The organism is Parasphingopyxis lamellibrachiae, assembly GCF_003385775.1.
GTDB classification, from domain to species: domain Bacteria; phylum Pseudomonadota; class Alphaproteobacteria; order Sphingomonadales; family Sphingomonadaceae; genus Parasphingopyxis; species Parasphingopyxis lamellibrachiae.
Genome location: NZ_QRDP01000004.1, coordinates 1,917,028 through 1,930,298, shown reverse-complemented (window position 1 = coordinate 1,930,298; position 13,271 = coordinate 1,917,028). Strand labels below are relative to the sequence as shown.

Below are 13,271 nucleotides of genomic sequence, written 5' to 3'. Positions count from 1 at the left end.
GAACCGCACCGGCTTTTTCCGTTCGGATCTCCGGGTTGGGCTAGAAGCCGAACCGGGCGGAGATACCGTATAGACGCGGCGCACCCGGATAGCCGGCAAAGGTGCCGGTCTGTTCGGGAACCGCGAAGGTCTGGACATTGTAATAGGTGTCCAGAAGATTCTCGACGAAGAATTCGAGCCGCCAGCTTTCGTCGGACGAAACCAGGCCGATCCGAGCATTGATGATGCCATAGGGCTCATTGTCGGTGATGCCGCGACCGGCCGCGCTTGTGGCCGTACTGCTGTTGAATCGGGCATCGACATGGAGCAGGCCGTCAAGTCCGTTGGTGAGGGCCGGGGTCCAGGTCGCCGCGCCTGTCAGCGTGTGCCGCGGCACGTTGACCAGCTGCAGCCCCTCGGCGCCGGCAAGCGGCGTTCCGGTGAGGTTGCTGCTCGGATCGAAACCGGCATCGGTCAGCGCATAGCCGAGTTGGAAAGTCAGGTCGCGCACGGGGCGGATCGTCGCATCGATCTCGAAACCCTTGGAGATCGTCTGCTCGACATTCTGCACGAAGAAGCTCGTGCCGGAAAAGACCAGCTGCTGATAATTCGTGAAGTCCTGATAGAAGGCGGCAACATTGAATGTGAACTCGCGGCCCCAATTGGTCTTCAGTCCGATTTCATAGGCATCGACGGTTTCTGCCTCGAACTGCAGGTCGGTAAGCTGGGGGCCGTTGCCGCCCAGCAATACCGTGTCGAAACCGGCGCGGTCGAGATTGTAACCGCCCGATTTATAGCCGCGGTCATAGGCCGCATAGACCAGCACATCCGGGTTGATCTGATAGGCGAGGCGCACCGTACCGGTGAACTCGTCATCGCTGAACCCGCCCGAATAATTGCCGTTGAATTCGCTGTTCACCGTCGGGTTGCAGGCGAGCAGGAAAGCGGCGGGGACATTGGCGAGGATGAGGTTGCTATAGGGCGCCGTCGCTGGATCTGCGAAGAAGCCGCAAGCCGGCACATTGGCATTTAGGCTGGCCGTGATGTCCTTTTCCTCATGGTTCCAGCGCAGGCCGAGGGTCAGCGACAGCTCGTCGGTAATATCGATGACATTGTGGGTGAAGAGCGCGATCGCCTCGGTATCGACCGTATAATTGTCCGCCTGCTGGCCGGAGCCGGCCGGGTTGCCCGGAAGCGGTGTGTTGAACAGCGCGAACAGGGCCGGGTTCTGGGCCGCCGCCGCCGCGAGCTGCGGATTGGTGGCAAGCAGAACCTGGCCGAATTCCGGAACCGACGGGCCGAAGCTGTCGAAGAATTCGAAACCCGCCGCCGGATCGAAGGCGAACAGCGCATCGACATATTGGTTGGCCTGCGTGCCGAAACGGACGGTGTCGCGCAGGGTCAGCGTTTCGTTGAGATAGAAAGCGCCGACCAGCCAGTCGAGCCGGTCGTCGAACGCCGTGCCCTGGAGCCGGATTTCCTGGGTGAAATCTTCCAGGCCGGTCCGGTATCCGTCGCGATAGGCGCGGTCTGCGCCGGAATAGTCGATGTCCTGGTTGCGCAGCGAGCGCCAGTCGCGGAATGCGGTGATCGAGGTTAGGGTGAAGGCGTCGAACTCATAATCGATCTGCGCCGAAATGCCCCATTCCTCGACCGCTTCGTTGTAGTTGCGGCCCGGCGTGATGCCCATGATGCGGTCTTCGGGGTCGCCGGTTGCAACGCCGGTATTGCCGGCAAGGCCCGCAATCAGGTTGAGCGCGCCTGCAGTTGGCCCGGAGACGAGATTGACGGCGCCGCAGCATTCCTCGTCGGTATCGGCATAATCGGCGATGATGCGGATGGTAAGGCGTTCATTCTCGAACAGGCCCTGGCCGCGCACGGCATAGCGATCGATGGTATTGATATCGCGGCCCGAATTGACATCGGTGATATAGCCGTCGCGCTGGCGGTAGATGCCATCGAGGCGCAGCGCGATCATGTCGTTGACCGGGCCGGTGATGCCGCCGCGCAGCTCGAAGGCGTCGAAATTGCCATAGCTGCCCTCGACGAATCCGCCGAGATCGAATTCGGGCATCTGGGTCGTGACGCTGAGCGCGCCGGCCGATGTGTTGCGGCCGAACAGCGTGCCCTGCGGGCCGCGCAGTATTTCGACGCGCTCAACTGGCGGGAGTTCGCTCAGCGCGACACCGGCGCGGGCACGATAGACGCCGTCGATGAATACGCCGACCGCCGGTTCGAAGCCCGGATTGTCGCCGGCCGTTCCGATACCGCGAATCGAGAGCGCGGTGGCGTTGGACGAGGACTGGCCCGTCGTCGCGACGAGGCTCGGCGCGAGCTGGGAGAAATCGCGGATGTCGTCGACGCCTGCATTCTGGACGAGATCGCCGCTGATAACCGAAACCGAAATGGGAACGCTCTGGACGTCTTCCGCGCGCCGGGTTGCGGTAACGAGAATGATGTTCGTGTCGAAATTGCCCTCTTCGGCCGTCGCGGCCGGGGCCGGATCGGTTTGGGGTGATTCGGTCTGGGCATGGACCGGAGCGGCGGCGAAGATGGCGGCGGCGCTGGCGAGCAGAATGGACTTTTTCACAATGGAATCCTTGTTGCTTGGAAAGGTTGGTGGGGGGGAGTTGAGAGCGATAGAAGGCAAAGCTGCCCGCAGGCTGCGAACCTCGCTACCTCGATAATATCTAACGGTGTCGGATCTCGATCCGGGGGCGCCGAGGGGTGTCGGCCCGTCCAGCGGCATCAGGGCCGCAAATGTCTATGTCATGGCAGGCAGACACTCCAGGTTCGGCGATCTCGACTGGCGCGACAGGCTCGGGACCCCTCTTCCCGCCCGCCATGGTTTTCGATCCGATGGCAGGATTGCGATGCCGCATTGCCGGGCGAAATGCCCTGTTTCATTTATTACTCAGTTTTATAACGAAACTACCTTGCATATCGTAAACACCAGAATCAAGGGGAAAAAATCGATAGCAGGATTCCGTCGGCGCGTTGGGTCGCGCGGATGCCGGCCCCGGTGCGTTGGACTGGCCCGACGCAGCGCATGCCTGATTTTGGCGGGGTCGGCGGTGGTGGAGCTAGGGGGATTCGAACCCCCGACCTCTGCATTGCGAACGCAGCGCTCTCCCAACTGAGCTACAGCCCCGCACCGCCGGAATGGCCGCCCTTCCGGGGCGGTGCTTCATATTTAGCGATGGCCGAATATCGGTGCAATATGGTGGCGGACGGATCGCAAAATTTTGATCGGGCAGTGGCGATCCGGCCCTGTCCTTTGCCATCTATCCTGCTACCCTAAGTTTCAATAGAAAACCCGAATCGCACGATAGGAGAATAATATGGCCCGCGCCTGGCACCTGAAATCCCGCCCCGAAGCTATGCCCGCCCCCGAAAATTTTGAGCTCAGGGAATTCGAACAAACACAAATGGGTCATGGCATGATCCGGGTGGCCAATCAGTGGCTGTCCGTCGACCCCTATATGCGCGGCCGGATGCGCGACGTGAAAAGCTATGTGCCGCCTTTTGCGATCGACGCGCCCCTGGAAGGCGGAGCGATCGGCGAGGTCGTAGAAAGCAATGCCGAGGGATTTGCCGTTGGCGACATGGTCCAGCACGGGGCCGGCTGGCGCGACGAAGCGGTGGTGAATGCCGCAGAGGCGCAGAAGCTTCCCGATCTCGGTATCCCGGTTCAGTCTTTTCTCGGCTTTCTCGGCATGCCGGGGATGACGGCCTATTTCGGTCTGCTCGATGTCGCGAGCGCAAAGGAAGGCGATATCGTGTTCGTATCGGGTGCGGCCGGCGCGGTAGGCTCGACCGTCATCCAGATCGCCAAAGCCAAGGGCATGACGGCCATCGGCTCGGCCGGCGGACAGGAAAAATGCGACTGGGTCAAATCACTCGGTGCCGATGCGGTGATCGATTACAAGGCCGAAGGCGAGCTGATGCCCAAATTGATGAAGGCGGCGCCGAACGGCATCGACGTCTATTTCGACAATGTCGGCGGCGAGCATCTCGATGCGGCCTTCGCGGTCGCCAATCCCGGCGCGCGCTTCGCCGAATGCGGGATGATCTCGGGCTATAACAGCACCGAACCGATGGAGTTCCGCTATATCATGAACATCATCGGCAAGGGCCTGAATGTCCGCGGCTTCATCGTCACCCAGTTTATGGACCGGATGGGCGAATTCCACGCCGATATGGGCGCGATGCTGCAGGCCGGAAAACTGACCAGCCAGGAAACCGTGCATGAAGGGCTCGAAAGCCAGGTCGATGCGTTTATCGGGCTGTTTACAGGCGGGAATACGGGTAAGATGCTGGTGAAGGTATAAACGTAAGGTGGTTCTTTTGTCAGACTCTACCTGACGGTTGAGCGCCGCACCGGCCCGCTCCCCCACCCGGCCTCCCATTCAGGATACACTCGTGGGAGGCCGGGTGGGGGAGCGGGCCGGTGCGGCGACGTTGCGCTAGCAACGTTCTGACGGACTAAAGTCTCCGCGCGCTGAACGTATCGCAGACATCGGGGTTGCCGCTTTCGATCCCGCGCCGCAGCCAGCGCTGGCGCTGTTCGGACGTTCCATGGGTAAAGCTCTCCGGAACGACATAACCCTGGGCGGCGCGTTGCAGCGTATCGTCGCCGATCGCATTGGCCGCGCGCATGCCTTCTTCCATGTCGCCGGGTTCCATCGCATCGCGCTCGCGGTTCGCCCAGACGCCTGCATAACAGTCGGCCTGCAATTCCATCCGCACCTGCAGCTGGTTGCCTTCTGCGGCGCTTGCCCGCTGCTGCTGGGAACGCACACGATTGGAAATGCCGGTGATTGTCTGGATATGATGGCCGACCTCATGGGCGATCACATAGGCCTGGGCGAAATCGCCGCCCGCGCCCAAATCGGTCCGCAGCTGGGTGAAGAAGTCCGTATCGAGATAGATTTTCTGGTCGGCGGGGCAATAGAAGGGCCCCATTGCCGAATCCGCCGCGCCGCAGCCTGAACTGCCCCGGTTATCGTAGAAGACGAGCGTGGCCGGTTGATAGCGCTGGCCGCTTTCCGCGAAAATCTCCGTCCAGCGGTCCTCGGTAGAGCCGAGCACCTGAGCCACGAAACGGTCGGTCTCGTCCTGGATAGCCTGTTCGCCGCGCGTCACTTCGCCGCCGCTCATCGGGCCGCCGCCTCCGCCCCCGGACAGGCCGAGATTGCCGAGGCCTCCGCCGAAATAGGACATGGCGAGGAAGATAATAATCATGATGACGATCGTGCCGCAGCCCATCTGGCCGCGCCCGCTTGCCGGGATCGGGATCGGCAGTCCACCGCCGCGCCGGCCGCCGCCGGGCATGCGAAAGCCGCCGCGGCGTCCTCCGCCGGTCTGCCGTTCGATATTGCTGCTGCTGCGACGTCCGCCCAAACGCATGGCGATTCTCCCCTCAAAAACTGGTGCCGAATAATGGGCGAGCCGGGGCGGTGTTGCAATCGGGCGCGGCATTTGGGGCTGGCATGATTGCGCCGGGCGGTTAGGTAGGGCGCAAATCACCGGCAGCAGAAAGGCCCGATCCCATGTTCCTCAAAGGCAAGACCGCCCTCATCACCGGCTCCACCTCTGGCATCGGCCTGGCCTATGCAAAGGCGCTGGCGGCCGAAGGGGCCAGCGTCATGATCAACGGCTTCGGCGATGCCGAGGAGATCGAGGCCGAGCGCAAGGCGCTGGAAGACCTGTCCGGCGCCAGGGCCGTTTATTCCGACGCCGACATGTCCGATCCCGCCGCCATCGAAGCGATGGTCGAACGATGCACGGACGAACTGGGCGCGCCCGATATCGCCATCGCCAATGCCGGTATCCAGCATGTTTCACCGATTGAGGAGTTCCCGGTCGAGAAATGGGATCAGATGCTCGCCATCAACCTTTCCTCGCCATGGCATCTGACCCGGCTCGTCGTCGGCGCGATGAAGGAAAAGGGGTGGGGACGGATCATCTATACCGCTTCGGCCCATTCGATCGTCGCAAGCCCGTTCAAATCGGCCTATAACGCAACCAAATTCGGACTGGGCGGGATCGCCAAGACGGTGGCGCTCGAAGCCGCCCGGGACGGGGTGACCGTAAACTGCATCAGCCCCGGCTATGTCTGGACGCCGCTGATCGAGAAGCAGATTCCCGATACGATGAAGGCGCGCGGCATGACGCGCGAACAGGTTATCGAGGAGGTGCTGCTGGCTGCGCTGCCGACCAAGAAATTCGTCATGCCGGAAGAAGTCGCGAGCTTCGCCCTCTATCTGTGCCGCGACGAAGCATCGCAGATCACCGGCGCCAACCTTTCCATGGATGGCGGCTGGACGGCGCAGTAACTGCTATACCGTAGTTCGGAGATAGGTTAGGCTGAGCCATGATGACGGGGCGAGCAAGCGCAATATTGACGGGGATAGCGGCGGCTTTGCTGCTCTCCTCCTGTGCCTATACCGATGGCGTGACGGGCGTTCCGGCAGGGGCCAATCCCAATCAGGAACTGCCGACCTATTGGCAGTCGATCGCCACGCGGGACGATCGGGCGCGGATATCGAACTGGCGCCGGTCCTTCCGGGAAGGCGTGGCCGATGCCGCGGCGGGCGGCCATGCCAATGAGGTCGCCGCCGAAGGCGCGCTGCTCCGGCCCGATGCGGGGCTGGCCGATCCGCGGCCGCCCGCAGGAGACTATCGCTGCCGCTTCGTCAAACTCGGTTCGCAGGGCAGCGTGCCTTTGTCCTTTGTCGCCTATCCCTGGTTTCGTTGCCGGATCCAGGATCAGGGCGAGACGCTGCGTTTTACCAAGCTCACGGGATCGCAGCGCCCGAGCGGAACTCTCTATCCGGAAAACAGGCTCCGGATGATCTTTCTCGGCGTATTGGAGCTGGGCGATGAAACGCGCGCCCATGTCTATGGCCGCGATGCCAATCGCGACATGGCCGGCACGCTGGAGCGGATCGGCGATGCGCGCTGGCGGATCGTTCTGCCCTATCCGCGCTTCGAATCGCTGGTCGATATCATCGAACTGGTGCCGGCCGAGTAGGGGATTTCCCTCCCTTGAAACGGTGGGGGATTCTGTTCAGTAAGCACGAAAACATTCGAGAGGATCATCCATGCGCCACCTGCTTTACGCCCTTCCCCTGCTTTTCGCTTCTCCGGCCTATGCCGATGAGCTGAGCGATGCGGTTGCCGCCGATATGCCCGAGCTGATGGAGCTGTATCGCCACCTCCACGCCAATCCGGAATTGTCCTTCCAGGAGGAACAGACCGCCGCGCGACTCGCTGCAATCGCCGAAGAGCTTGGCTTCGAAGTGACGACCGGCGTCGGCGGCCATGGCGTGGTCGCGGTGATGGAGAACGGCCCGGGCCCCGTGCTGCTGATGCGCGCGGATATGGACGGGCTTCCGGTGGAGGAACAGACGGGCCTCGACTTCGCCAGCCAGGTCGTCGCGACGACCGATGAGGGCATTGAATCGCGCGTCATGCACGCTTGCGGCCATGATACGCACATGACCGCATGGGTCGGCGCGGCGCGCCAGCTTGTCGCGCGGCGCGATCAATGGTCGGGCACCCTGGTGGCGATCCTGCAGCCGGCCGAGGAGCGCGGCGCGGGCGCGCGGATGATGCTGGAAGACGGGCTGTACGAACGCTTTCCGAAACCGGATTTTGCGCTCGCCTTCCATGATTCCGCATCGGCGCCGGCCGGGTCGATCGGCGTTGTGCCGGGCTTTGCCATGGCCAATGTCGACAGTGTCGATATCCATGTACACGGGGTTGGCGGGCACGGCGCCTATCCGCACACAACCCGCGATCCGATCGTTCTGGGCTCCCGGATCGTCGGCGCCCTGCAAACTCTGGTGAGCCGGGAAGTCGATCCGCAACAGCCGGCTGTTGTCACGGTTGGCAGTTTCCGGTCCGGCTCCAAGCACAATATCATATCGGACCAGGCGCAGCTGCTCCTCACCGTACGCAGCTATACGGACGAAGTGCGCGAACAGCTGCTTTCGGGCATTGAGCGGATTGCGCGGGCCGAAGGGATCGTCGCGGGATTGCCCGAAGAGCTGATGCCGGAAGTCACTCGCCGCAACGAGTATACTCCGGCGGTTTACAACACGCCCGATCTTACCGGCGAGCTGATGAATGTCTGGCGTGGTCGTTTTGGCGAGGCGCGGGTGCTGGAAGGCGAGCCGGTCATGGGCGGCGAGGATTTCAGCCGCTTCTGGCGGGCGGACCGCGAGAATATCCAGAGCGTCCTTTTCTGGGTCGGCGGCGTTCCGGCGGATCGTTGGGAAGCGGCCGAGCGCGGTGAGATCCAGCTGCCGTCCCTGCACAGCGGGCTATGGGCCCCCGATGCCGAGGCCGTGGTGAGCACGGCAACGGAAGCCCTGGTGGTTGCCGCGATGGAGATATTGGCGCCGGAATGATCTGTCAGAATTCCCGTATCCGGAAATCGCCGCGCCAGCCCATCCCTTATTGAGAAGCATTCTTAATTAAAATCAAGCGATTGATCGTTTCTGTCGCTCAACACCATCTGTAAATTCCGTTTCCTTCGACTCGCTGGCCTCGGCTAGCAACGAAGTTGCGAGTCCGGCGCACGTCGGCAATCATCCGTTTCAACAAGGAGAGTGATCATGGAACTGAAGGGCAGTCAGACCGAAGAAAATCTCAAGGCCGCATTTGCCGGCGAAAGCCAGGCCAATCGCCGCTATCTCTATTTCGCGCAAAAGGCCGATATCGAAGGCCATAACGATGTCGCCGCTGTGTTCCGCTCCACGGCAGAGGGCGAAACCGGCCATGCGCACGGCCATCTCGAATTCCTGGAGGAATGCGGCGATCCGGCAACCGGCGAGCCGATCGGTTCGACCGAGGAAAATCTCGGCGCCGCGATTGCCGGCGAAACCCATGAATATACGGATATGTATCCGGGCATGGTGAAAACCGCGCGCGAAGAAGGGTTCGAGGAAATCGCCGACTGGTTCGAAACGCTGGCCAAGGCGGAAAAGAGCCATGCCGGTAAGTTCCAGCGGACGCTCGATACGCTCAAAGCCGAAGCGTAGGCGAGGTTTCGATACGGTAATGAGATAGGGCGGGGGCCAGCCGGAAACGCTTGGCCCCCGTTTTGCTGAAGACCGAGATACCCATTTCCCGTTCGCCCTGAGCCTGTCGAAGGGCTGTCCTTCTTTTTAACAACCGCCAACAAGAAGAGCAGCGCTTCGACAGGCTCAGCCCGCACGGTTTTCGCAGGGGAGCGACCACATGCAGGAAGGCAGCCTGGAAGCGCCAACGCGCCATCCGATCGCCTGGCAGGACGATGAGTTTTACGATCCCGATCTGCTCGATGCCGAGCTGCGCCGGGTTTTCGATATCTGCCATGGATGCCGGCGCTGCTTCAACCTGTGCGACAGCTTCCCCCAGCTTTTCGACCTGATCGACGACAGCGAGACCGAGATGGTCGAGGATCTCCCGAGCGAGAGTTTCAAGCCGGTCGTCGATGCCTGCACCCTGTGCGACATGTGCTTCATGGTGAAGTGCCCCTATGTGCCGCCCCATGATTTCGATCTCGATTTCCCGCACCTGATGCTCCGCGCCCGCGCGATTGAGCATAAGAAGGGCGAAACCAAATTCGCGGACAGGGAGCTCGCCAAGACCGACCGCAACGGCAAGCTGGCTACCAAGGTATCGGGCCTCGCCAATTGGGCGACCAAAGAGTCGAACGGGCTGACCCGCAGCGCCATGGAAAAGACGCTCGGGATCGACAAACGCGCGCACCTGCCGCGCTATGATTCGAAGCAGTTCAGCAAGACCCCGGCGAAAGCGATGCCGGCAGTGAATCTCGAGGCGCCCAATTTCGGGCGCAAGGCGGCGATCTATGCCACCTGCTACGCCAATTTCAACGATTCCACGCCGGGCAGGGCCGCGCTCGATGTGCTCTCGCACAATGGCGTCTCCTGTCGGATCGATCACCCCCATTGCTGCGGTATGCCGCTCCTTGAAAATGGCGATCTTGCCGGTGTGGCGAAAAGCGCCGAGGCCGTGGCCGCCCATTTCGGGCCGCTGATCGATCGCGGCTACGATATCGTCGCGCTCACCCCGTCCTGCGCGTTGATGCTGAAATTCGAATGGCCGCTGATCCTGCCGGATAATCCGACCGTACAGAAGCTGGCCGAACATACGCGCGATCTTGCCCAATATGTTGTCGAGCTTGCCAAAGACAAAGGGCTGGTCGAAGTGCCCGAAATGGCGAGCAGGATCGGCCTGCATTTCGCCTGTCACAGCCGCGCCCAGAATATCGGGGCCAAGGCGATGGAGATGCTGAAACTCATCCCCGGAGCGACGCCCACCATTGTCGAACGCTGTTCGGGCCATGGCGGCAAATGGGGCATCATGGCGGACAATTACGACACCGCCGTCAAACTCGCCCGGCCTACGGTGCGCAATCTGAAAAAGGGCAATCCCGATTATGTCGTCAGCGAATGCCCGCTGGCCGGCCCGCATCTGCGCGAAGTGATGAAGGCGAGCGGCGGCGAGGATGTGCCCGAACGGGTCGGCCATCCCATCGAACTGGTCGCCAAAGCTTACGGATTTTAGGAGCTAGACATGCCGCGCAACACGCGTGAAATCACCGCCGACGACATTATGGGCCTCGCCGATTTCGAGCAGATCCGTGCCGAGAAGCGGGAGGAGAATCTGCTGCGCAAGCGGTTCCGCCGGCTCTCTGTCGGCCCGCATGTCACCGTCTATTTCGAAAGCTGGGACACGATGTGGCTGCAGGTGCAGGAAATGCTGCGCATCGAGAAGGGCGGCGAGGAGCAGCTGGTTGATGAGCTGGCTGCCTATAACCCGATGATCCCCAATGGCGACGAGCTGACCTGCACCCTGATGTTCGAGGTCGAAGACCCGGCGCGGCGCGATCTGTTGCTGAACCAGCTTGGCGGGGTGATCGACCATATCCATATCGTGGTGGATGGCGAGAAGATCGGGGCCGTCCCCGAACAGGATGTCGACCGCGAAAGCGCCAGCGGCAAGGCCTCTGCCGTGCTGTTCCTGCACTTTGCGTTCACAGCGGAGCAGAAGGCGAGATTTCGCGATACGGTCAATCAGATACTCTTCCAGATCGATCATCCGGCTTATGGCCATGCGGCGATAATGGGCGAGGAGATGCGCGCCGAACTGTCGCGCGATTTCGGATAGTTTTTGTCAGACTCGACTTCACGGTCGAGCGCCGCACCGGCCCGCACCCCCACCCGGCCTCCCAACAGGATACACTCGTGAGAAGTTGTGTGGGGGAGAGGGCCGGAGCGGCGATTTCCTGCCAAGGAAATTCTGACAAGCAGAAACCCGGTGCGGCGCTGGAATGAAAATGCGTGCCTGACAATCAACAGAAAACGCCCGCCCGGTTTTTGCCGGACGGGCGTTTCTTCTCCTCCCCAGGAAAAGTGCGGTATTCTTGGGGGCGGCATCCTCTCCCAAGGATGGAATAAAAAGGATGGGGGCACCTGCCCCCACCAGTAAGCTCGTTCTTCCGGCCGACTTGCGGCCCTTTAAAACTCCGGGTAAGCCGCTGGCTCAGTCAATCCTTTACACTATGCGAGGGATTGATGAGTGGTCGTCTAGCGCCTCACTTCTGCTATGAAGCTATTCACTTTCGTACGGGTCGCCTATAGCTCTGCCAGAAAAATCGGGTGTGATAGTCGGGTTCGTGCCAGCAAGAGTTGTCATATTGTAAGGAAAGTGACAAAGGGAGTTCGAGCTGCGGGACGCCATTGGAATCCCGTCGGAATGACGACAGGCGCGGGAGCGACAGACAGGCCATGGCCGATGCCAAACTTTTCGCCGGACACCGGATCAAACGGTTGCGCCGTCAGGCCGGGCTGACTCAGGCCGCGATGGCGGAGATGCTAGATATCTCGCCCAGCTATCTGAACCTGATTGAGCGCAACCAACGGCCCTTGTCCGCAACCCTGCTGATACGGCTGGCCGATCGCTTCGATTTCGACATGCGCAGCCTGTCCGACGACGAGCCGGGTGGGGGAGAGGACGGGCTCCGTCGCCGCCTTGCCGATCCCCTGTTCGCCGATCTCGATGTCGATCGCAACGAGCTGCATGAATGGCTGGCGGCTTCGCCCGGCGGCGCCGAAGCCTTTGCCCGCGCCTTCGACCGGATGACGCAGGGCGGCGGCGATGCCCGGCCGGATGCGAGCGATCCGGTGATCCCTGTACGGCGGGAGATTGAGCGGTGGAAAAACCATTATGCCGATCTCGACAGCCAGGCCGAGGCGCTGGCCGACGAACTCAGGCTCGGCGCCGGCGATCTTTACGGGGCGATTGCCGAGCGGTTGCGCAGCAAGCATCAGCTGACCATCCGCATATTGCCGGCAGAGGTAATGCCCGACCGGCTTCGGCGACTCGATCTCCATGCCCGTCAGTTGCAGCTTTCCGAAATGCTCGACCAGGCGTCGCGCACCTTCCAGGCCGGTTTCCAGCTCGCCCAGATCGAGGCCAAGGCGGAAATCGAGGCGCTGGTCGCCGGGGCGGAATTTCTCGATCCCGTACAGGCGCGCTTCTATCACCGCCATCTGTCGGGCTATTTTGCTGCGGCCCTGATGATGCCCTATCGACGCTTCCTCAGAGCCTGCGAAGGCAGTGGCTATGATTTCGAGCTGCTCCAGCGGCGTTTCGGCGCGGGCTTCGAACAGGTCGCGCACCGACTGACGACATTGCAGCGCGTGGGCGAGCGAGGCCTGCCCTTTTTCATGCTGCGGATCGACCGGACGGGCATGGTGTCCAAACGCTATGCCGGGGCCAGCGGCTCGCCTTTGGTCGAATCGGCCGGCTTCTGTCCGCTCTGGCATATCCACCGGGCGTTCGACCGGCCCGGCGAATTCACCCGCCAGCTGGTCGAGCTGGAGGATGAGAGCCGCTGGTTCACGATATCGCGCATGGTGCACCCGGTCAGCCGCGCGCCCAGCGGGATCCGCGCGGAATTCGCGATCGGTCTTGGTCTGGCGGCCGCCCATGCCGCCCCGCTTATCGATGCGCGCGGTTTCGATCTCGCAGGCGGCGATACGACGCCGATCGGCCTTGGGTGCCGTCAGTGCACGCGCGCCGATTGCCCGCAAAGGAGCGCGCCGCCGATCGGCCGGGCGCTGATCATCAATGAGCGCGAAAGGGCGATTACGCCTTTCGCCTTTGCCGGGGATTAGGGCTTGGGAATCTTATCTGTCAGACTCAACCTAACGGGGGAGCGGGCCGGTGCGGCGCCTGAGGCGAAGCCGAAGGTCTGACAGATAAAGTGCCTG

Annotated in this window: 10 protein-coding genes and 1 tRNA gene; 8 read left to right on the top strand and 3 right to left on the bottom strand. The window is 61.9% G+C overall.

Annotated elements, in window-relative coordinates; genetic code table 11:
- Positions 1-40: 40 nt before the first annotated feature.
- Complete coding sequence (locus DFR46_RS09545; RefSeq protein ID WP_245953789.1) at positions 41-2,569, bottom strand: TonB-dependent receptor; 2,529 nt, start codon at positions 2,567-2,569, stop codon at positions 41-43.
- A 485-nt stretch (positions 2,570-3,054) separates the two neighbouring features.
- Positions 3,055-3,130, bottom strand: a tRNA-Ala gene (locus tag DFR46_RS09540).
- 190 nt (positions 3,131-3,320) lie between these two features.
- Here DFR46_RS09540 and DFR46_RS09535 point away from each other — a divergent pair.
- Positions 3,321-4,310, top strand: a complete 990-nt coding sequence (locus tag DFR46_RS09535) for an NADP-dependent oxidoreductase (RefSeq protein WP_116236236.1) — start codon at positions 3,321-3,323, stop codon at positions 4,308-4,310.
- Positions 4,311-4,464: 154 nt separating this feature from the next.
- Here DFR46_RS09535 and ypfJ read toward each other — a convergent pair whose 3' ends face one another.
- Entirely contained in the window at positions 4,465-5,388 is a 924-nt protein-coding gene (gene ypfJ, locus DFR46_RS09530) for a KPN_02809 family neutral zinc metallopeptidase (RefSeq protein WP_116237258.1), read from the bottom strand.
- Between the two features lie 143 nt (positions 5,389-5,531).
- Between ypfJ and DFR46_RS09525 the strand changes: the two genes are divergently transcribed.
- From DFR46_RS09525 to DFR46_RS09495, 7 genes are all read left to right on the top strand, one after another.
- Positions 5,532-6,317, top strand: a complete 786-nt coding sequence (locus tag DFR46_RS09525) for a 3-hydroxybutyrate dehydrogenase (protein WP_116236235.1) — start codon at positions 5,532-5,534, stop codon at positions 6,315-6,317.
- A 38-nt stretch (positions 6,318-6,355) separates the two neighbouring features.
- The gene (locus DFR46_RS09520) at positions 6,356-7,015 is read left to right on the top strand and encodes a DUF4893 domain-containing protein (protein WP_245953788.1); all 660 of its coding nucleotides are present in this window, start codon (positions 6,356-6,358) and stop codon (positions 7,013-7,015) included.
- A gap of 70 nt (positions 7,016-7,085) precedes the next feature.
- Positions 7,086-8,396 (top strand): amidohydrolase, encoded by a 1,311-nt coding sequence (locus tag DFR46_RS09515; protein WP_116236234.1) that lies wholly within the window; start codon positions 7,086-7,088, stop codon positions 8,394-8,396.
- A gap of 207 nt (positions 8,397-8,603) precedes the next feature.
- Positions 8,604-9,029: a rubrerythrin family protein gene (locus DFR46_RS09510; RefSeq protein WP_116236233.1), complete on the top strand. Its 426-nt coding sequence runs from the start codon at positions 8,604-8,606 to the stop codon at positions 9,027-9,029.
- A gap of 199 nt (positions 9,030-9,228) precedes the next feature.
- Positions 9,229-10,560, top strand: a complete 1,332-nt coding sequence (locus tag DFR46_RS09505; RefSeq protein WP_116236232.1) for a heterodisulfide reductase-related iron-sulfur binding cluster — start codon at positions 9,229-9,231, stop codon at positions 10,558-10,560.
- 9 nt (positions 10,561-10,569) lie between these two features.
- The gene (locus DFR46_RS09500; protein ID WP_116236231.1) at positions 10,570-11,163 is read left to right on the top strand and encodes a DUF3501 family protein; all 594 of its coding nucleotides are present in this window, start codon (positions 10,570-10,572) and stop codon (positions 11,161-11,163) included.
- A 620-nt stretch (positions 11,164-11,783) separates the two neighbouring features.
- The gene (locus DFR46_RS09495) at positions 11,784-13,175 is read left to right on the top strand and encodes a helix-turn-helix domain-containing protein (RefSeq protein WP_116236230.1); all 1,392 of its coding nucleotides are present in this window, start codon (positions 11,784-11,786) and stop codon (positions 13,173-13,175) included.
- Positions 13,176-13,271 lie beyond the last annotated feature (96 nt).